The sequence below is a fragment of the Micromonospora sp. NPDC005163 genome (genome assembly GCF_053599835.1).
In genome coordinates this window covers 1-19806 of sequence record NZ_JBSFYP010000097.1, presented here as the reverse complement: position 1 = coordinate 19806, position 19806 = coordinate 1, and the positions used below count along the sequence as shown (strand labels likewise).

Sequence of the window (19806 nt, the reverse complement as noted above, 5' to 3'; positions counted from 1 at the left end):
CGGGGGATCAGCGGCCCGGCGGCGACGAGCCCGCGCAGCGCCGGCGCGGACCGCCCCGGCGTCCAGCCGAGCGCCCGGTCCACCGCCGCTCCGGTGGCCACGCCGCCCAGGGTGGCAGCGGCCATCAGCACCGCCCGTCGCTCGCCGTCGAGCCGGTCCAGCTCCGCGCCGACCGCCCGGCGCACGTCGTCGGGCAGCGGGAGCGCAGCCGGGTCCGCGCCGTCGACGATGGAACGCACGTACGCCGTCGCGTGCCCGGGACGGCCGCCCACCACCGGCAGCAGCCGGTCGACAAGGGCCACCGGCTGCCCGGCCCGGGTCAGCAGGAGACGCAGCAGCCGGCCGCTCTGCACCGTGGCCAGCGGCCGGACCGCCACCCGGCGGGCCGCGCCGGGTCGGGTGTCGGCCCAGTGCGGCTGGTGCAGGGTGACCACGGCCAGCGGCAACCCGCGTGCCGTGGCGGCGGTGAACAGAGCGTGCAGGAACCGGCTCACCGCGGGTGCGGCCCGGTCCAGGTCGTCCACGGCGACGATCAGCGGCCGATGGGCGGCCAGGCGCAGCAGGGCGTCCCGGCAGGACGCGGCGCCGGCCAGCGCGGCCACCGAGCCGTCCGGGGCGGCCAGCAGCCGTTCCAGCGCCGGGACCGCCGCCGCGACCCGGGCCGGCGGGAGCAACGGTGTCAGGGTCGCCGTCAACCGGTCGCGGATCACCGCCGGGCCGTCACCGTGACGGATCCCGGTGAGCCCGCGGAGCAGGTCCGCGACCGGCGCGAGCACCTGGTCCGGGTACGGCTGGCAGGTCGCCACGCACCAGCGCACCGCCACCCCGTCCACCGTGGTCAGCGACGTGGTCAGCTCGTGCAGCAGCCGGCTACGACCGCTTCCGGTCGGACCGACCAGGGACACCCAGCGCGGGTTGTGCTCGCGGACCGCCCGGCTCAGCTGGTCCCGCACGGTCGCCAGCTCGCGACGGCGGCCGATCAGCGGGCCGTCGTGCGGGTCGGCACTCGGGCGTACGGGACCGACGGCGTGCCAGACCGGGCCCGGCGGCACCCGCCCGGCGACCGGCACCAGTGCCAGTTGGCGTTGGGCGATCAGGCCGGCGGTGGCCCGGGCGGTGGCCGCGCAGAGCGCGACGGCGCCGGGTGGCGCGTACTCCTGCAGGCGGGCCGCCGCGGTGATCACCGCGCCGCTGGCCACGCCGTGACCGCCGTTGACGGCGCTGCCCAGGTCGACCACCACCTCGCCGGTGGCCACGCCGACACGCACCCGCAGCGCGATGTCACCGATCACCGGGCGGCGGTCCAGCGCGGCCTGGATCTCCAGCCCGGCGCGGACCGCCCGGTACGCGTCGAAGCCGTCGGAGTGCCGCGCGCCGAACAGAGCCATCACCGCGTCGCCGACATACTTCTCGACCACCCCGTGCCAGCGGCGTAGCACACTGGCGACGGTGGCGAAGTAGGCCCGTTGCAGCGCTCGGACGTCTTCCGGGTCCAGCCGGTCGACCAGTGCGGTGGAGCCGACGATGTCGACGAAGAGGACGGTCACCGTGCGTCGCTCCTCCGGCACCGGCCAGTGCGGGGCGATGGTCCGCTGCGTGATGATGGTGGTCATGGGTATCGCACCGGCCCTTCTCCCGTTGCTGGCTGACGACCCTCGGAGATTGGCATTCCTGGGCTGACGGGGGATCGGCAGAACGACGTATGTCGGCCACCCGCAACCTTTAGTCGCAATGTCGACGCGAGGAGTACCACAAGCGGCAGATGGCCGTAGAACGTTACGGGGGCGTGTGATTAGGCTGCGTGCCATGGCCAGCGATGTGGACACCGCACCGCTCGTGGGCCGGGCCGAGCTGGTGCAGACGGTTCGGTCCGCGTTGCTCGGTGACGTCGCGCACGGGCAGACCGCCGCCGTCTTCCTGACCGGTGAGAGCGGTGTGGGCAAGACCCGGCTGCTCGGCGAGATCGGCGCCGGGTTGCGCGACCAGGGCGCGCTGGTGCTCACCGGCAGCTGCCTGGACATCGGCGACGCCTCCCCGCTGCACCCGTTGTTGCAGGCACTGCGGCGCTTCGACGCTGACCTGTCCACTTCGCACGCCCGCACCTCCTCGGCTGTGCGGGGGCTGTTGCAGATGTTCGCCGACGAGACCGCCGGCCCGGACGGCGCGGGCGCGCTGCTGGAACGGGTCTCCCGGGGGCTGCACCTGATCGCCGAGGGCCGTCCGCTGGTGCTGATCCTGGACGACCTCCAGTGGGTCGATCGGAGCACCCGTCAGCTGCTGCTCTACCTGCTGGCTGGGCTCGGCGACCTCCAGCTCTCGGTGCTCGCCGCGGTCCGCGCCGAGTCGTTGCAGGGTGCACACCCGTTGCGCCGGGTGCTCACCGAGCTGCGTCGACTGCGTACGGTGCGGGTGCTCGACCTGTCCCCGCTGGACCGCGCCGGCACCGAACGGCTCGCCGCCGCGGTGGTCGGCCGGGAGCTCACCGCCGACGCGGCCGAGCAGGTGTGGCAGCGCAGCGGCGGCAACCCGTTCGTCATCGAGGAGCTGGCCCGCGACCTGCGCGACGGCCGGGACGGGCTGTCCGAGACGCTGAGGGAGATCTTCCTCGCCCGGGTCGACGCGCTGCCCCAGCACGCGCACGCGGTGGTGCACGCGGTGGCCGCCGGCGTCGAGCCGGTGGAGCACTGGCTGCTGGCCCAGGTGCTCCGGCTGCCCGAGGAGGAGCTGATCGAGGCGGCCCGCGCCGCCGTGGCGCACCGGCTGCTGGTCGGCGCCGACGACGGCTACCGGCTGCGGCACCGCCTCGTCGCTGAGGTCCTGGCGCACGAGCTGCTGCCGGCCGAGCGTTCCGGGTTGCACCGTCGCTACGCCGAGGCGCTGACCGCCGCGCCGGCCGAGCTGCACCAGGCCCGGCTGGCGCACCACTGGCGGCTGGCCGGCGAGCCGGGCCGGGCGTTGCCGGCGGCGGTGGCCGCCGCGCAGGAGGCCGAGCGGCTGCACGGCTACGCCGAGGCGCACCGGCACTGGTCGGCGGCGTTGCAACTGGCCGGCGACCCCGGCACGCCGGGTGTGGACCGGGTCGAGTTGCTCGGGCACGCCGCCGAGGCGGCCCACCACTGTGGGGAGCACGCCCGGGCGCTGGCCCTGCTGGAGGAGCTGGCCGTGGTGCGGGGCGGCGAGCCGAGCTGCGCGCTGCACATCCGCCGGGCCCGCTACCTGGCCGCCGCCGGGCGCTCGGCGCTGGCCGAGGAGGAGTACCAGCGGGCGTTGGAAGCGGCCGACTGCTCCCCGGGTGAGCGGGCCACCGCCGCCGCGCACCTGGCCGAGCTGCTGCTGCACCTTGGTCGGTACGCGGACGCCGGCCGGCGGGCCCGGGAGGCGCTGGCGCTGGCCGCCACGGTGGAGGGATCCACCACCGAGGTGGTGCTGGCCAGCTCGGCGCTCGGCTTCAGCGACGCCTACCTGGAAGACCCGGACGCCGGGCTGGCGGTGATGCGCCAGGCGCTCGACACCGCCGAGCGCGCCGGCCGGCCGGAGGACGTGGCCTGCGCGTACCTGCACCTGGCCGAGCTGCTCACCGGTCCGCTGAACATCCTCGAGGAGGGGGTGGTGGTGGCCCGCCGGGGCGCCGAACGGGTGGCGGAACTGGGGCTGGGCCGCACCTGGGAGACCCGGCTGCTGGCCATCGCCACCAACGGGCTGTTCCGGGTGGGCCAGTGGGCCGAGGCCGAGAAGGTCGTCGCCGCCGCGCTCCGGCACCGCCCGTCCGGGGCGGACGCCGTCGAGCTGCTGCTGGCCCGGTGCCGGCTCTCGGTGGGCTACGGCGACATCGACGCCGCCGACCGGGACCTCGACGCGGTGGCCACCGTGCTCGCCGGCGGCGGGGCCCGGCACGTCATCCCCCTGCTCACCCTGCGCGCCGGGCTGGCGATGTGGGAGGGCCGGCACGACGTGGCGCGGCAGGCGGTGCAGCGCGGCCTGACCGAGAGCCGCTCGGACGACGTGACCATCCTCTCCGCGCTGGTCTGGCACGGCCTGCGCGCCGAGGCGGAGGCGCACGCCAGCCGCACGGTGGCGGTCGACCCGACGGCGGTGCGCCGGCTGCGGGAGGTCGCCGAGCGGGTGGCGCGCAAGAGCGCGTCCGCGGCCCGTCCGGTGCGATCGGTGGTGGACGGTTTCCTGGCGCTCTGCGCCGCCGAGGTGAGCCGACTCGACGGCAGCGACCCGGAGCTGTGGGCCAATTCGGTCGCCGAGTGGGAACGGCGCAACCACCCCTACCCGGCGGCGTACTCGCGGCTGCGGCAGGCCGAGGCGTTGCTGGCGCGGCGCAGTCGGGTGGCCACGGCCGCCAAGCTGCTGCGCGAGGCGTACCGGGTGGCGCAGGGGTTGGGCGCGGTGCCGCTGACCTCCGAGATCCGCGAGCTGGCCGGGCGGGCCCGGGTGTCGCTGGAGGAGCACGAGGCCACCGACCGTACGCGGGGCGCGGCCGCGGCCGAGCCGGTCGACGACGAGCTGGCGGCGCTCACCGCGCGGGAGCGGGAGGTGCTCGTCCTGGTCGCCGAGGGACTGACCAACAAGGAGATCGGGCAGCGGCTGTTCATCAGCGAGCGGACCATCGGCGTGCACGTGTCGCACATCTTCGACAAGCTCCAGGTCCGTAGCCGTGTCCAGGCCACCGCCATCCAGTTGCGCGGTCGGCGCGGCTGATCGACCGGTCGGTCAGTCGGCGCGCCTGTGCGCGCCGGGATACGTCGTTCTACTGATCCGGCGGTCGATGTCGGCTGAAAGGCTGAGCACCGTCGACGGCGGCACGGGGGTGCCGCGGACCACCATGGAGGAGAGATGACCGAACCGGTCTGGGGGCCCGTGCACCGGGACATCGTCGACCTGCTCGCCGACCATCCGGCGGACGTGCCGGCCGTTGTCGATCACCTCACCAAGCTCCAGGACCTGCTGGTGCGGCTGCCTCCGTTGGAGGAGAGCTGCCCGTTGGCCGACTTCAACAAGCTCTACCTGACCATCACCAGCAGCGTCCTGGACGGGCTGTACGACGACCGCTTCGTCGACCCGGTCTTCCTCTCCCGGCTGGACGTCGAGTTCGCGGCGCGGTATTTCGACGCGATGCGACTGTGGACCGACTCCAGCCCGGGCACCCCGAGGGCGTGGTCGTGCCTGTTCGAGCGGATGCGCGGGCCGGACGCCCGCCCGCTGCCGTCGGCGGCGGCCGGTGTGAACGCGCACATCAACTTCGATCTGCCGTTCGCCCTGGTCACCACGTTCGACCACCTGGAATCGGAGCCGGTCGACGGCAGCGACCAGCACCACGACTACCTCGAGATCAACAACATCTTCGCCGACAAGATCCCCGGCCTTCGTCGGGGTTACCTGGAGCGGTGGCAGTTGCTCATCGACATGCTCAACGGGGACATCGACGACTGGTACCAGGGGGAACTGGTCGAGTACACCCGCGATGTCGCCTGGCGCAACGCGCAGAAGATCTGGCGGTGCCGGCACGATCCGGACGCCCGCGAGTGTGAGCGCACGCGGTTGGACGACAACGCCGCGGCGCTCGGCCGGTTGCTGCTCTCGCCCCTGGGGGCGTTCCTGCAGTAGCCGGGACGGGGGGTCCCCGCGCTCCGCCCGATGGGGGGCGGCGGAGCGCGGGGACGCGTCCCGCCCCGCCAGCTCCACCCACCCCGCGACGCCGCCTGCGGAATGCGGTCGGCTCCGGGTGACAGCCGGCCGACCCCGGGGGGTGTCGACCGTCTGCCGTCGTCGGCCGGCCCGGGGGGTGTCGGCCGGCGGTGGGGGAGCTGGCGGGGAGGGGCCGCGTCGCCGGTGGCGGGAGATCCGTCCGGACGGGGGGTGTCGCCGAGCCTTTACGGGGTACGCCCGCGCCATGACCGTCCTGGCCCGGCGCCGGCCCGCCGCCCGACCCCGGCCCGCGCGGCCCGGCCCACTGAGGCCGGGTGGCCCGGTGCCGCGACCCACCGTCCGTCCCGGTGCGCCATGACCGGCCCCGCGACCCGGTTCCCGTTCCGCTTCGACCCGGTGTTCCGCCCGGCGTTGGCGCTGCTGGGCGTCCGGCCGGCGACGGCCTGGGTCACCGTCACCGACCGGGATCTTCTGATTCGGTACGGGCCGTGGCGGTTGTACACCGACCGGGCCAACGTGACCGGCGTCGAGGTGAGCGGCCCGTACCGCTGGTGGCGGGCGATCGGCCCGCACGTGTCGCTGGCAGACGGCGGTGTGAGCTTCGGCAGCAGTACCGCCGGCGGGGTCTGCCTCCGCTTCGGCGTACCGGTGCCGGCCATCGCGCCCGGGGGGTGGCCCCGGCATCCGGCGGCCACCGTGACCATCACCGATCCGCCCGCCCTGGCTCGGCTGCTCGCCGGCCCGGACCTGCCCTGAGCAGGCCACCGGCCTGCCCGGTTCCGCCGGTCCCGCCGCGCGGTACCGCCTACCGTCTGAGCAGGACCTGCGAGCGTGGGACGGGCGATGGCTGACGAGCACCGGGGGAAACCGCGACGCTGGAGCGGGCGCCGCCACCAGGCCACCGGCCCGGACCCGGCGCTGCGCGCGGCCCGCGACCCGGCCCGTCCGCACCGGGGCGGCCGGCAAGGTGTCGTGGTGCCCGAACGGGTGGCCAGCCCGGTCCGGCCGATGCCGCCGGCCAGCCCGCTGCGCCGGTGGCTCTTTCAGCACCAGGTGCAGCCGCCCGGCCCGGAGGCGATCGAGGGGCAGAGCCGGGCGCACGCCTGGTGGCAGGTGATGTGCCTGACCGGCGTGGACTACTTCTCGACCCTGTCGTACCTGCCGGGCATCGCGGCGGTGGCCGCCGGGGCGCTCTCGCCGCTGGCGACGCTGCTGATCGTCGCGCTCACCCTGCTCGGCATGCTCCCGATGTACCGGCGGGTCGCCCACGAGAGCCCGAACGGACAGGGTTCGGTGGCGATCCTGGAGCGGCTGCTGCCGTTCTGGCGGGGCAAGATCTTCGTGCTCGTGCTGCTCGGTTTCGTGGCCACCTCCTGGATCATCACGATCACCCTCTCCTCGGCCGACGCCACCGTGCACCTGCTGCAGAACCCGTACCTGCCGGAAGCCCTGCACGGCCGCTTCGTCCCGGTGGTGGTCACCGTGGCGCTGCTGCTCATCCTCGGCGGGGTCTTCCTGCTCGGCTTCCGCGAGGCGGTGGTGGTGGCCATCCCGCTGGTCGCGATCTTCCTGCTGCTCAACGCGGTGATCGTGCTGGTCGCGCTGACCCGGATCGTGGCCGACCCGGGCATCGTGTCGGACTGGACCACCGCGGTGACCGCGGACGGCGGCGGGCCGGGCGGCGTGCTGCTCACCGCCGCGTTGGCCTTCCCGCTGCTGGTGCTGGGGTTGTCCGGGTTCGAGACCGGGGTCAGCATGATGCCGCTGGTGGCGGCCCACGGGCCGGACCCGCAGGCCCGGCTGGCCGCGCGGATCCGCAACACCCGCCGGCTGCTCACCACCGCCGCGCTGATCATGTCGGTGTACCTGATCTCGACCACCTTCGTGACCACGGCGCTCATTCCGGCCGAGGAGTTCCGGCCGGGCGGCGCCGCGAACGGCCGTGCGCTGGCCTTCCTGGCGCACACCTACCTGGGTGAGCTCTTCGGCACCGTCTACGACGTGAGCAGCGTGCTCATCCTGTGGTTCGCCGGCGCCTCGGCGATGGCCGGCCTGATCAACATCGTGCCCCGCTACCTGCCCTCGTACGGCATGGCCCCGGAGTGGGCGCGGGCGGTGCGCCCGGTGGTGATCGTCTACACCCTGGTCAGCGTGGCCCTCACCATCGCCTTCCGGGCCGACGTCAACGCCCAGGCCGGAGCGTACGCCACCGGCATCCTGGCGATGATGGTCTCCGGCGCGGTGGCGGTGACCATCTCCGCGGTCCGCCGCCACCGGCGCACCGCCGCCGTCGGCTTCACCGTGCTGACCCTCGTGCTGCTGTACGCGCTGGTGGAGAACGTCATCGAGCAGCCGGACGGGATCACCATCTCGGCGCTGTTCATCCTGGGCATCATCGGGGTCTCGCTGGTCTCCCGGGTCACCCGGACCACCGAGCTGCGCGCCGAGCGGATCGAGTTCGACGAGCCGGCCCGCCGGTTCATCACCGAGTCGCTGGCCCACGACGGGCAGCTGCACCTGATCGCGAACAAGCGGCAGAGCGGCTCGGTGAAGGAGTACACCGTCAAGGAACGGGCGCAGCGCGGGATGAACCCGGTGCCCGGCGCCGCCGACGTGCTGTTCCTGGAGATCGACGTGGTCGACCCCTCGGAGTTCAGTCAGGTGTTGCGGGTGCACGGGGTCGAGGTGGGTGGCTTCCGGGTGCTGCGGGCCAGCAGTCCGGCCGCGCCCAACGCGATCGCCGCCATCCTGCTGGCCCTGCGTGACGCCACCCGGGTCCGGCCACATGCGCACTTCGAGTGGTCGGAGGGGAGCCCCATCGCGCACCTGCTGCGGTATCTGATCCTCGGCCGTGGGGACACCCCGCCGGTGGTACGGGAGATCATCCGGCGTACCGAGCCGGACCCGCTGCGCCGGCCCGGCATCCACGTCGGCGGGTGATCGAGGCGCGATCCGGCGAACTTTGAAGATGAATGGCAGCATTCTTCACGTTCACACCTGCCTGTCCGTATTGCGGCGTTATCGGGGCCTTTGGTGGTCGACGGCGCGTCGATCCCCCCGCGCCCGAATCGGCGCGCGGTCACGTTCACGCAGCCAGGAAGGCAGGCACCTTGATGTCCACATACCGAGGTGGAGATCGTTCGGCACGACCCAGACGGCGGTCCCGATGGTTCGTAGCCGGCGGGTTCCTGGCCGGGAGCCTGGTGGTGGGAGCGGCCGGCGTGGCCGGCGTCGCCGCCGCCGCCGCCGACCGCGACATGTCCCTCCCGGGCCTGGGCCGGCTGACCGCGGCGTCCCGGGACGACGACCGGACCGCGCCGGAGCGCGAGGAGGGCCGCGACGGAGCTGAGCCCGCCCGTCCGGACACCCCGGGGACCGGCAAGGCCGGCGTGGTGTCGGTGCCCTGCGACGCGGCGAAGCTGGTGGCGGCGCTGGTGGCGGCCAACGCCGAGGGCGGCGCGGAGCTGCGGCTCGCGCCGAAGTGCCGGTACACCCTCACCGAGGCGTTCCACGAGACCGACCAGTACGACGGCGGAATCCGCGACGCGCGGGAGACGGCGGACGCCGCGGAGACCCCCGGCGACGCCGACGCGCCGCCGCACAACCCGGCCGACGACACCGCCGGCCCGCCGGTGATCTACCAACCCATCACCATCGACGGCGCCGGCGCCACCATCGCCCGCGACGCCCAGGCCGCGGCGTTCCGCTTCTTCACCGTCCGCGACGGCGGCGAGCTGACCCTGCGCGACGTGGAGCTGCACAACGGCCGCTCGGCCATCGAGGGCGGCAGCGTGCACGTCGTGCACGGCGCCACCGCCGTGGTGGAGCGGGTCACCGTCACGCAGAGCACGTCGCTGTCTCCCGAGGGCGGCGGCGGCGGGATCTTCAACGACGGCAACATGGTGGTCACCGACTGCACGTTCATCGGCAACAGCGCGTCCGGCGCCGCGGGCAAGGGCGGGGGCCTGCTCAACGGCGGTGTGCTGACGCTGAAGCGCTCCGAGTTCCACCGCAACAGCGCCAACGGCTACGGCGGTGGGCTCGGCAACTACCGGGGCGCGGCCGAGGTGGAGAGCACCACCTTCGCGCAGAACAGCGCCAGCCAGGGCGGCGGCCTGGCCAGCTTCTCGGCCCGGACCAAGGTCTCCGACACCGAGCTGCTGAACAACACCGCACAGATCGGCGGTGGCGCCGCGAACTCCGACGCGGTGCTGGTGATGCGAAGGATGACCATCCGCGGCAACACCGCCACCGTCAACGGCGGCGGCATCTCGACGGTGCAGGGCCTGCTGCCGCTCGACGACAGCGTCGTCGACGGCAACACCACCCACGGCATCGGCGTCGGCATCTACGCCGCCAAGTCGAATCTGCTGGTGCGCGGCAGCGACGTGACCGCCAACGAGGCGGTCGGCGCGACGTCCAAGGGCGGCGTCTACGCCACCCAGGGTTCGGTGGCGATCTACACCAGCAAGGTCACCCGGAACGCGGCCACGGTGAAGCCGGGCGGCATCTTCGGGGAGCACGCCCAGGTCAAGATCGACGACGAGAGCGTGGTCGTCGAGAACGAGCCGACCAACTGCAAGGGCAGCGCGGTACCGATCGCGCACTGCTTCCGCTGAGTCGGGACCGCGCGCACACCGTGCGCAGCCGGCCGCCCGGACGATCGTCGCGATCGTCCGGGCGGCCGGTGTCATCCGCTCACCGCGTGCAAACCAGCCTCCTAGGATGCGGTACGTGGTGTGCCCCGCCCGACGCGCGACGGGACAGCCGGGGGAGGACCGACCCCCACGGCCGCCCGGACAGCGAACGGCCCGCGCCCCAACGGGGCGCGGGCCGACGTCCAGTCCTACTTGGACGGCTCGGGCAACTCACAGTCGACCTTGGGGTTCGCGCCGATGTAGTTCAGGGGTCCGGCCACGATGGTGACCAGAATCGTGCCGGCTTCGGCGCAGTTGGTGTCGTCGCCGCCGTAGTAGCCCCGCTGGCCGGCGGCGATCGCGCCGATCAACAACCAGATCACGACGATGACTCCGAGTATCGAGGTGCCGCGCATCGCTGCCTCCTGAGGGAATGTGGTGGTTCGAGGTGCAGGCGTTGTACCCAATCGGGCCGAGCCGCTAACTGCCGGACGGATGACCCTGCGGATCGTCCGTCCGGCCGATACCGGCCGCCGTCGGTACAGCCCTGGCATCGGTCACCCGCACCGGGTAGGGCGAGCCGGCTATCGGATCGACGACGGACCGGCCGTCACACCGGTCCTCCGACGTAGAACTGCCTCACGGCCCCCGCCGAGGAGGACTCATGGACGCCCCGACACCGCCCCTGTACCTGGACCGCCCCGAGGACGTCGCGGTCGCTGCCCGCGCGCTCGCCGGCGGCGCGGTCGTCGCGGCGGCCTTCGCCAACTTCTACGTCATCGTGACCCGTCCGGACGCGGCCACCGTGCGCCGGGTCAACCTGGCCAAGGGCCGCCCTGTCCACCAGGTCGGCAGCATCACCACCGCGGTCGGCCGGATCCCGGCGATGTTCGACTGGTCCCGCATCTCACCCCGGTTGCCGGTCGGCCGGGTGCGGGCCCTGATGGACGCCCTCTACGGCGCCGGGCCGTTCGGCTTCCGTGGCCCGGCGGCGGACCGCCTGCCGGAACACCTCACCCAGCTCGACCAGGGGCTGCGCACCACCCAGGTCATCGCGCCCGGCCTGACCTGCCCGTCCAACGCCTTCTTCGAACGAGCGCTCGCGGAGACGGGGTCGGACCACCTCTACATCACCTCGGCGAACCGGTCCCGGTACCTCACCGGCGCGGCCGAGGAACCCGCGCACTGGAAGGCCGGCGGCCTCGCCGCCGATTTCGCCCACCTCGACGACCTGGTGGTGCTCGCCCACCGGGACGAGGCGGCGGCCCGTGCCGCCTACCCGGGGTACCTCACCACGTCGGTCACCCTGCTCTCCTTCCACGCCCCCGAGGGCGAACTGGAGGAACCGCCGGTGCTCACCGTGGACCGGCACGGCTCGCTGCACCTGGACGAGGTGCGCCGCGCCGCCGCGCCGCTCGGCCTCCAGGTGCGTCTGGGCGACGCCGCCAGGCAGCGGTTGCAGGTCCGGGGGTACGCCGGGGCGCTGGTGTGAGCAGCTACCGGATCGGCCTGGTGGTGCCCAGCTCGAACACCACCATGGAGACCGAGATCCCGGTGATGCTGCGCCGACGCGAGACCGTCGACCCGACGGTCCACTTCACCACCCACGCCAGCCGGGTACGGCTGCACCAGGTGACCCCCGACGAACTGGCCCGGATGAACCGCTCCGCGGTCCGGTGCGCCGCCGAGCTGGCCGACGCCCGCTGCGACGTGCTCGCGTACGCCTGCCTGGTGGCGGTGATGTGCGAGGGTCCCGGCGCGCACGAGCGTGCCGAGCAGCGGTTGGGTCGGGCGGCCGGCCGCGCCGGGCACGGCATGCCGGTGGTGACCAGTGCGGGCGCGCTGGTCGCCGGGCTGCGCGCGCTGGGTGCCCGCCGGGTGGCGTTGATCGCGCCGTATCTGCCCCCGCTGACCGCGACCGTCGCCGGCTACCTCGCCGGGCACGGTGTGCGGGTGACCGAGGCGGTGAGCCTCAGCGAGCCGGACAACGTCGCGGTGGGCCGCATCCCCACCCAGCAACTGGTGGAGCTGGCCGACCGGCTGGACGTGACCGACGTGACGCGGTGGTCCTCTCCGCCTGTGTGCAGCTGCCGTCGCTGGCCGCGGTGCCGCAGGTCGAGGCCCGTCTCGTCCGCCCGGTGCTCACCGCGGCCACCGCCACCGTGCATCAACTGCTCACCGGCCTGGGCGTCGAGCCGTACGTGCCGGACGCGGGTCGGCTGCTGGCCGGGGCGGTGCCGCGCTGACCGGAACCCCACCATCCGACGACCGGGCCGCGCCGGCGGTACCGCCGAGCGGTCGGTTCAGTGCGGCGGGGCGGGGGCCTCCGGCGGCTTCCCACGGCTGCGCCGAAAATCCGCGTACGCCACGCCGGCCAGCACCAGCATGGCTCCCAGGGAGGCGAGGACCGGCGGCACGAACAGCGCCGCGGGTGCGATGGTCAGCAGCGCCAGCAGACCGCCCGGGCGGGACAGCGACACCCGGCTGAACACCTCGTACTCGAAGGAGGCCCGGCCGGCCAGGAACAGCGCCGGGCCGCCCAGGATCACCGCCAGCCAGGCCGGCGGCGTGCGCCCGGGCGGCTCGTGCAGCACCAGGTGGAACCCGGCGGCCGTCGTCACCACCCCGGCGACCATCAGCAGATGGGTGTACGGGGCGGTGAACAGGAACTTGCTCGGTTCCCTGGACGCCTGAATGGCCACCGGCAGCAGCTCGCCGGACTTGTGCACGTAGATCCGCCAGAGCAGCAGGGTGGTCAGGAACGCCACCGCGAAGGCCCCGATGTTCACCACCTCGGAGTGCGCCAGGCTGAACATGGTGCCGATGGTCAGGATGGCGTCGCCGAGGGCGATGATGAAGAACTGCTGGTAGCGCTCGGAGAGGTGCTCCGCCGTGACGTTGCGCTGCTGCTCCGGCACCACGCCGAGGCCGGGCACCGGGTACGCGAGCCGGAAACCGCCGTAGTCGATGGCGAGCGCGAGGGCCCAGCAGAGGATCCGGGCGTTGTCGCTGACGAACCCGCCGATGATCCAGGGGATCGCCGACACGGCGAACCACACGAAGATCCGCTCCGCCCGACGCTGGGTCTGCGGTTCGCGGCGCACGATGGGCATCAGGAACAGCCCCCGGCCGAGGTGGATCGCCACGTAGGTGACGGCGAAGACCAGCCCCCGGGCGCCGAACGCCTCCGGGATCGCGGTGGTCATCAGCAGCGCGCCGAACATCACCGCGGTGATCAGCAACTTGATCTCGTTGCGTTCCGGGTCGTACATGTCGGTGACCAGGGTCGTGATCGCCCAGGTCCACCAGACGGCGGACAGCAGGATCAGCGCCTCCGCGGCGCGCTGCCAGTCGAGGCCGATGACCATGGTCCGGGAGATGAGCGCGAGCGCCACCACGTACACCAGGTCGAAGAAGAGTTCGAGCAGCGTCACCCGGCGCGGGGCCTCCGGGTCGCGCATCGGGGGGCGGGACCCGGGCCCCGGCGCGGCGAAGTGCACGGGTTGCTCCTGCGGTGCCGTCGACGTGGCGGGCCGTCCGGCCCAACCTGACCGACGGTAGCGAGCAGCCGACGACGTCACCCGCCGATCGTCCGGTCTTCCCCCGACCGGGGCGATCGACTCGGTTTCCGCGAAGTCGGGGCGTCCCGGTCGCGGGGACAGGCCGGTTTTCTGGAAGCCGAGGAGGAATCAGGCCCCGGCGGGCCGTCCTGCGAGGACGGCCCGCCGGGGCCCGGTATCCGTGGTCAGCCCCGGGCGTCGCCCGGCAGCACGGCGGCCATCTCGTCACCGGCGCCGGCCAGCACCCGGGCCTGCTGCGGCCAACTGGCCAGGCCCGGCGCGGCCCGCAGGCCGGCGGCCCGGATCAGGTCGCGCAACGCCGGCTCGTCCAACTCGCCGAGCTGGCCGTAGGTGCGCACGCCGGCCGCCTGCAACGCGGCCGCCATCTTCGGCCCGACCCCCTGGATCCGGCGGAAGTCGTCGGCCGGGCCCTCCTGGTCGGTGTCGGCGCCGCTCGGCGCGGTGTCGGCCACCGGACGGACCGGCCGGGTGGCGGTGGCGGTCGGCCGGACCGGCGGCGTGGCCCGGACCGGCTCCGCGTCGACGTCGGCCGGCGCACCGGTCACCGGCGCCTCCGCCGACGTCGTGTCGACAGCCGTGACCTCGGTGTCCACGGCCTCGGCCGGCGTCGTGTCGGCGTGCGGCGCGTCGGTGGGTCGGACGTCGTCGTCCCCCGGCTGGCGGGGAGCGACCACCGTCGCCGGGGCGGGCTGCTCCTCGACCGCGACCGGCTCCGGCTCTGCGCTGGGCTCGGGCCGGAGGTCGTCCGCGTCGGCGGCAGGGCTGGCCGGTGGGGCGTCGGTCAGCGCCATGTCGGCCGGGTCGGTGGTGCTCGGGGCGTCGGCCGGGGTGGGACCGTCCGGCGTGGCGTCGGTGGTCACCGCGGCCGGCGCGCTGACCGTGTCCACCGGGGCCGGCTCGTCGGCGACCGCGGCCGGCGCCGGGTCGACGGTCGCCGCTGGCCGGGCCTCGTCGGTGGTGGCCGCCGGCGGCGGCGTGGTGACCACGGCCAGGCCGGCGACGGGGTCGCCGTCCACGATCGACGGACCCTGCCCGCTGGCCCGTACGCCCTGCCGGCCACGCAGCAACCGCCCGGCGGCCAGGCCCAGCAACAGCGCCAGTACCACTATCAGCGAGTGTCCGATAGACCACTCCACGGCGAACCTCCCTCTCACCTCGTCGGAAAAGTCACGAGAAAAACTCGCCGCAGCTTTGCACATGCGCTTTGACGACGACAGGGAGGCTCGGTCGGGGGCGGTACTGGTGGGACGGTCTCTGCGCCGGGTGCCCGGCGGGTGACACAGTGTCGCGGCGGATGCGACGGATCCGGGCCGGCGTCGGAACGCCGGGCCCGGATCGGCGGGACCGGGGCGGTGCGCGATCAGTCCTGGTCGCCCTCGTAGGTGTGGAAGTCGTCGACGAAGCGGCGACGCAGCGGTGGTACCCGGCTGGTCACCCCGAAGTAGCCGCGCGCGCCGAGCAGCGCGAGCCGACCCACCACCGGGCGGTACATCCGGTCGTCGCCGTTGGTGCCGCTGCGGTTCAGCGACCCGCTGACGCGCGCGAAGCCGTACGGCACCATCGCCGCCTCGTAGTCGGCCACCGCCTGCAACAGCGTCTTGTCGCCGGCGACGGCGCGGGTGAGCTGCTGGCAGAGCAGTCGGGCGTCGCGCAGCGCGGTGTTCGCGCCCACCCCGCGACCGGGTGTCATGGTGTGGATGGCGTCGCCGAGCAGGGTGACCGTGCTGCTCTTCCACGGCGGTACCGGCTCGGACGTGGCGACCCTGATCGGCAGGGCGCTGTCCGGGTCGCCGCGGGTCAACAGCTCGCGCAGATGCGGATGCCAGTTCGGGGTGAGGTCCAGGGCCACCCGCACCAGGTCCTCGCCACGGCGCTGCATGACGTCGGCCGGTAACCGGCGGGCGGCGCTCCAGATGATCAGGTTGATGTTGTCGGTGGTGGTGTCGTGGGACAGGCCGGGCCAGTTCCGCAGCAGCGCGGCGTCGGCGTCGTCGACGCCGGGCTTGATCGCCCGTTCGGCGTCCCACTTGAACTCCATCACGTGCAGCACGCCCATCGTCCCGCCGGCGCCGAAGATCAGCGAGATGCCCTGGCGCACCCGCTCCGGGACGAGGTCGCGGGTCTGCGCGGTCAGCGGGATCCGGGTGGCGATGTTGATGGTGCCGGCGTCCCGGGTGGCCGCGTGCGGCAGGTACTGGCGGCGCACCGCCGAGTGCGTGCCGTCCGCCGCCACCAGCAGGTCGCCGGTGGCGCTGCTGCCGTCGGCGAAGTACGCGGTGACCGTCCCGTCGTCGCGCTGCTCGTACTCGACGAAGGTCTTGTCGAAGTGCACCACGTCGGTCAGGCCGGTCAACAGCACCTGGCGCAGCACCATCCGGGCCACCGAGTGCTCGGTGTGCACCGGGTCGGCGTCCGGTCGCAGCTCGAACGACGCGGTCTGGCGCAGCCGCTGGGTGACCACGTTGAAGTAGCGCGGCGGCCGGGCACAGGTGGCCAGGAAGGTGGCGAACAGCTCCGGTGGCAGGCACTCCCGCAGTGCCCGGCTACCGGTCGGACCGATACCCACCCGATAGCCGAGCAGTCCCTCGGCGCGGTGGCGGTGTCGCTCGTAGACGGCGACGCTGATCCCGGCGCGGCGCAGCCCGTGTGCCAGGCACAGCCCGCCGGTGCCGGCGCCGATGATCAGGACGTGCGGTGGCGGCGCGGACACGTCGACCGTCCGCTCAGCCGGCCGGGTGCGCCGCGGGGGCCTCGGCGGCGTCCCAGCGATAGAAGCAACCGGCGATGGCGTCCCGGGGCGAGCGCCAGGTCGGCAGGTACGGCGAGGTGTGTGCGGAGAGCCGCTCGTTGACCTGCCGGAAGAGCGGGTGGTTGCGGGCGGCGGCGAGGGGGTCCACCCGGCGGACCGGGCCGATCACCCTGTTCGACCCGTCCGGCTACCCGACCCGCTTCGGCGGGGAGGTGCCGGACTTCGCCGCCGACGGGTACGCCGACAGCCGGCAGCTGGTGCAGACCGACCGGTGGACGCATCTCGGCTTCGCCGCCACCCGGTTGGCGCTGGCCGACGCCGGGCTGCCGGAGCGGGCTCCCGACCCGTACGGCTACGCGGTGACCCTGGCCAGCTCGTCGGGGGGCAACCTGTTCGGCCAGCGGGAGCTGCAACGGCTGTGGGGCGGCCCGTCGCGCACCGTCGGGGCGTACCAGTCGATCGCCTGGTTCTACGCGGCCAGCGTCGGGCAGCTCTCCATCCACCACCAGTTCAAGGGCCTGAGCGGGGTGCTGGTCGCGGAGACCGCCGGCGGGCTGGACAGCCTGGCGCACGCCGCCCGCGCGGTGCGCCGGGGCACGCCGGTGGTGATCGCCGGTGCCACCGAGTGCCCGCTGAGCCCGTACGCGCTGGCCTGCCAGCTGCGCTCCGGACTGCTCAGCGACGTCGCGGACCCGGAGCGGGCGTACCGGCCGTTCGACGCCGCGGCCAGCGGCTTCCTGCCCGCCGAGGGGGGCGCGGTGTTCGTGGTGGAGGAGCTGGGGCACGCCCTGTCCCGGGGCGCCCGGGTCTACGGCGAGGTGAGCGGTTGGGGCGCCACCCACGACGCCGCGCACACCACCGCGGACAGCGCCGGCGACCCGGCCCAGTACGCCCGGGCGATGCGGCTGGCCCTGGACCGGGCCGGCGTCGCGGCGGCCGGGATCGACGTGGTGTTGCCCGACGCGCTCGGTGTGCCCCGCTACGACCGCAGCGAGGCCGAGGCGCTGCGCGCCGTGTTCGCCGATCGGCCGCCCCCGGTCACCACCCAGAAGCCGCTGACCGGGCGGGCGTACCAGGGCGGGTCCGCGCTGGACGTGGCCACCGCCCTGCTCGCCTTCGCGCGCGACACGCTGCCCGCCTCCGCCGGCCCGGACGAGGTGGCCGACGGGTGCGAGCTGGACTTCCTCCGTGAGCACCGCCGGCCGCGCAGCCGGCTGGCGCTGGTCTGCGCGCGGGGCTTCGACGGATTCAACAGCGCGCTGGTCCTGCGCGGGGCCGCGCCGATGAGGGGAGAGACGCCATGACCGAGCAACGGGCCCGGGTGGTGTTCCTGGTGCGGGTGCCGGCGCCACGCACCGAGCAGTTCCTCGCCGCGTACGAGGCGGTCCGGCATCTGGTCGCCGGCGGGGTGCCGGGGCATCTGGTCGACCAGGTCTGCCGCTCGTCGACGGACCCGGAGCAGTGGCTGATCACCAGCGAGTGGGCGAGCCTGGCCGACTTCGAGAACTGGGAGCGCAGCCACGAGCACCGGGACCTGGTGCGCCCGATGCGGGAGTGCTTCACCGACGCCCGTTCGCTGCGCTTCCACATCCACGCCGAGACCCCCACCCCCGCCCTGGCTCCAGCGTCGCCGGGATGAGCGCGCTCGGTCCGTGGCCGCGATGGCGTGGCGCGGTGTCTGCCGCTGCGTCAACCGGCGGTGACGCCCTGGCAACATACGCGGCCGATCTTGCCGGTGGAACGGCCTGCCGGCAATCCTGCCAGCCGTCGGTTCGATCCAGCCACTTGCATCTGGCAATGCGTTCGATAGGCGTCGTAAGGTTCCTCGCAGCACCCTGACAGGTGTACGTGACGGTCTCGACGCTGGGCGGTGATCACGCGCCCGCTCGACCAGTCGCCCCGCACCACCACCGGGAAGGTGGTCCGCTCGGCTGACGCGCTGCCCTCGGCAGCCACGCAGTGAACGGCCCGCTGCACCGGGTCGACCACCCGGCCCCGACCGCCAGGCGGGCGACAGCCTGGCCGAGCGGTCGCTCAGCCCGTCAGGCTGACCTCGGCCAGATAGACGCAGGTCCGCTCCTCGTGGGAGGAGTAGTAGCTGACCCACAACAGGTCGTCGTGCCAGACCAGGCCGGGGTAGCTGGTGTCGCCGCCGGAGGGCAGCGCGATAAGTTCGGTCAGCTCGCCCCGCTCCGGGTCCACGGCACAGACCGCCGTGCGCACCTCGCCGTCGAGCAGGCGCAGCCCAGCTAGCAGCCGCCCGTCGGGCAGCCGGAGCAGTGTCGGCCCGCCGACCTGGACACCCAGGTCGATCCAGCTCCAGTCCCGGTACGGCGGGCAGGCGCGGCCGAGCTGCGCGGTGGCGGCGTCACCGTCGCGGCGCAGCAGGCAGATGGCGGTGCCGTCCGGGTCGAAGACCAGCCCCGACTCGTTGGGGTAGCCGCCCTCGAAGAGCGTCGGCGCCCATGGCTGGAGGTCGATGCCATTCCCGCTGCGGTAGAGCCGGGCGAACCGTGGCTCACTGGTGGCGTAGCCGACGCCGTACATCGCGCCGTCGTGCCAGGCCGCCCGCCACACCCAGACGCCCGGCTCGCCGACCGGGACAGGATCGCCCCAGGCGTGCCCGTCCACGGAGAGCCAGGTCACCGTCTGGAACGCCTTGGTGGTCTCGCCGGTGGCCGCCACCGCCAGCAGCTGTAGCCGCCCGTCGGGCCGCAGGACGAAGCGCGGGTCGCGCAGGTCGGTCCCGGGCTGGCGGACGACCGTCGCGGATGTCCACGACCGCCCGTCGGTGGAGGTCAGCACCCGGATCGCGCCGTCCCCGGAGAGGTGGGTCCGGGCCTCCCGGAAGACGCAGAACCAGCTCCCGGCGTACCGGACCAGGTCGGTGAAGGCGCTGTGCGGCGCGCTGTCGCCGATCCGGTGGACGGCGGTGACCTCGGCGGTGGTGCGGCGGGTGGGTGACGACGTCATGCGCGGCGGCCTCCTGGCGTGGGGGAGTGCGGGACGTTCCGGGCGCCGGCCAGTGCCCGGTCCCGCTCCGCGGGTGCCGGCGGTGGGGCGGGCCCGCGCCCCCCGGCCGGGCGGGCGGGCCGGGCCCGGGGCGGGGGGGGGGGGGCGGGGCGCCCACCCCCCCCCCCCCCCCCCCCGCCCCCCAGCCCTACCCCCGACACCTAGGAATATC

General features: G+C 74.0%; 14 protein-coding genes and 3 pseudogenes. 10 read left to right on the top strand and 7 right to left on the bottom strand.

All coding sequences use genetic code 11. The features are described 5' to 3' along the window. The coding region (locus ACWD6N_RS34950) for an AAA family ATPase (protein ID WP_450006305.1) at positions 1-1613 on the bottom strand (1613 nt) is incomplete at its 3' end. 193 nt (positions 1614-1806) lie between these two features. Here ACWD6N_RS34950 and ACWD6N_RS34945 point away from each other — a divergent pair. The 5 genes from ACWD6N_RS34945 (at position 1807) to ACWD6N_RS34925 (ending at position 10274) form a co-directional block, all read left to right on the top strand. Beyond that, a complete protein-coding gene (locus tag ACWD6N_RS34945; protein ID WP_354962258.1) occupies positions 1807-4707 on the top strand; it encodes a helix-turn-helix transcriptional regulator in 2901 nt (966 codons plus the stop codon). A gap of 135 nt (positions 4708-4842) precedes the next feature. Next, positions 4843-5613 carry a DUF5995 family protein gene (locus ACWD6N_RS34940; protein WP_354962257.1) on the top strand — a complete coding sequence of 257 codons (771 nt, stop codon included), beginning with the start codon at positions 4843-4845 and terminating at the stop codon, positions 5611-5613. Between the two features lie 396 nt (positions 5614-6009). Further along, positions 6010-6411, top strand: a complete 402-nt coding sequence (locus ACWD6N_RS34935) for a hypothetical protein (protein WP_354962256.1) — start codon at positions 6010-6012, stop codon at positions 6409-6411. An 87-nt stretch (positions 6412-6498) separates the two neighbouring features. Further along, positions 6499-8595: an APC family permease gene (locus ACWD6N_RS34930; protein ID WP_387322336.1), complete on the top strand. Its 2097-nt coding sequence runs from the start codon at positions 6499-6501 to the stop codon at positions 8593-8595. Between the two features lie 173 nt (positions 8596-8768). Next, positions 8769-10274: a hypothetical protein gene (locus tag ACWD6N_RS34925; protein ID WP_450006302.1), complete on the top strand. Its 1506-nt coding sequence runs from the start codon at positions 8769-8771 to the stop codon at positions 10272-10274. A 227-nt stretch (positions 10275-10501) separates the two neighbouring features. On the opposite strand, the gene ACWD6N_RS34920 is transcribed toward ACWD6N_RS34925, so the two are convergent. Further along, the gene (locus ACWD6N_RS34920; RefSeq protein ID WP_354962254.1) at positions 10502-10708 is read right to left on the bottom strand and encodes a hypothetical protein; all 207 of its coding nucleotides are present in this window, start codon (positions 10706-10708) and stop codon (positions 10502-10504) included. Positions 10709-10956: 248 nt separating this feature from the next. Here ACWD6N_RS34920 and ACWD6N_RS34915 point away from each other — a divergent pair, with 248 nt between their 5' ends. The 3 genes and pseudogenes from ACWD6N_RS34915 to ACWD6N_RS34905 all read left to right on the top strand — a co-directional run bounded on the left by ACWD6N_RS34915 (position 10957) and on the right by ACWD6N_RS34905 (position 12538). Beyond that, a complete protein-coding gene (locus ACWD6N_RS34915) occupies positions 10957-11784 on the top strand; it encodes a hypothetical protein (RefSeq protein WP_354962253.1) in 828 nt (275 codons plus the stop codon). Positions 11785-11828: 44 nt separating this feature from the next. Continuing rightward, positions 11829-12275 (top strand): annotated as a pseudogene (locus tag ACWD6N_RS34910) (aspartate racemase/maleate isomerase family protein); the annotation flags it as partial. Positions 12276-12355: 80 nt separating this feature from the next. Further along, positions 12356-12538: a hypothetical protein gene (locus tag ACWD6N_RS34905; protein WP_450006307.1), complete on the top strand. Its 183-nt coding sequence runs from the start codon at positions 12356-12358 to the stop codon at positions 12536-12538. A 57-nt stretch (positions 12539-12595) separates the two neighbouring features. Here ACWD6N_RS34905 and ACWD6N_RS34900 read toward each other — a convergent pair whose 3' ends face one another. The 4 genes and pseudogenes from ACWD6N_RS34900 to ACWD6N_RS34885 form a co-directional block, all read right to left on the bottom strand. Next, a complete protein-coding gene (locus ACWD6N_RS34900) occupies positions 12596-13792 on the bottom strand; it encodes a low temperature requirement protein A (RefSeq protein ID WP_354962251.1) in 1197 nt (398 codons plus the stop codon). A 245-nt stretch (positions 13793-14037) separates the two neighbouring features. Then, a complete protein-coding gene (locus tag ACWD6N_RS34895) occupies positions 14038-15009 on the bottom strand; it encodes a helix-hairpin-helix domain-containing protein (protein WP_450006300.1) in 972 nt (323 codons plus the stop codon). A gap of 224 nt (positions 15010-15233) precedes the next feature. After that, complete coding sequence (locus ACWD6N_RS34890; protein WP_354962249.1) at positions 15234-16583, bottom strand: FAD-dependent oxidoreductase; 1350 nt, start codon at positions 16581-16583, stop codon at positions 15234-15236. Positions 16584-16596: 13 nt separating this feature from the next. Beyond that, positions 16597-16767 (bottom strand): annotated as a pseudogene (locus ACWD6N_RS34885) (TcmI family type II polyketide cyclase); the annotation flags it as partial. Between ACWD6N_RS34885 and ACWD6N_RS34880 the strand changes: the two are divergent. Continuing rightward, positions 16748-17926 (top strand): annotated as a pseudogene (locus ACWD6N_RS34880) (beta-ketoacyl synthase N-terminal-like domain-containing protein); the annotation flags it as partial. The pseudogenes ACWD6N_RS34885 and ACWD6N_RS34880 overlap by 20 nt on opposite strands. Then, entirely contained in the window at positions 17923-18261 is a 339-nt protein-coding gene (locus ACWD6N_RS34875) for an antibiotic biosynthesis monooxygenase family protein (RefSeq protein WP_354962248.1), read from the top strand. The pseudogene ACWD6N_RS34880 and the gene ACWD6N_RS34875, both read left to right, overlap by 4 nt. 395 nt (positions 18262-18656) lie before the next feature. Here the strand turns inward: ACWD6N_RS34875 and ACWD6N_RS34870 are convergent, their stop codons facing one another. Then, positions 18657-19595, bottom strand: coding sequence for a sialidase family protein (locus ACWD6N_RS34870; protein WP_354962247.1), 939 nt, complete (start codon positions 19593-19595; stop codon positions 18657-18659). Positions 19596-19806 lie beyond the last annotated feature (211 nt).

Excerpts from the sequence above, each read along its gene's own strand:
- ACWD6N_RS34945 (WP_354962258.1), top strand. The coding sequence starts at position 1,807 with ATGGCCAGCGATGTGGACACCGCACCGCTCGTGGGCCGGGCCGAGCTG.
- ACWD6N_RS34940 (WP_354962257.1), top strand. The coding sequence starts at position 4,843 with ATGACCGAACCGGTCTGGGGGCCCGTGCACCGGGACATCGTCGACCTG.
- ACWD6N_RS34935 (WP_354962256.1), top strand. The coding sequence starts at position 6,010 with ATGACCGGCCCCGCGACCCGGTTCCCGTTCCGCTTCGACCCGGTGTTC.
- ACWD6N_RS34930 (WP_387322336.1), top strand. The coding sequence starts at position 6,499 with ATGGCTGACGAGCACCGGGGGAAACCGCGACGCTGGAGCGGGCGCCGC.
- ACWD6N_RS34925 (WP_450006302.1), top strand. The coding sequence starts at position 8,769 with ATGTCCACATACCGAGGTGGAGATCGTTCGGCACGACCCAGACGGCGG.
- ACWD6N_RS34920 (WP_354962254.1), bottom strand. The coding sequence starts at position 10,708 with ATGCGCGGCACCTCGATACTCGGAGTCATCGTCGTGATCTGGTTGTTG.
- ACWD6N_RS34915 (WP_354962253.1), top strand. The coding sequence starts at position 10,957 with ATGGACGCCCCGACACCGCCCCTGTACCTGGACCGCCCCGAGGACGTC.
- ACWD6N_RS34875 (WP_354962248.1), top strand. The coding sequence starts at position 17,923 with ATGACCGAGCAACGGGCCCGGGTGGTGTTCCTGGTGCGGGTGCCGGCG.
- ACWD6N_RS34870 (WP_354962247.1), bottom strand. The coding sequence starts at position 19,595 with ATGACGTCGTCACCCACCCGCCGCACCACCGCCGAGGTCACCGCCGTC.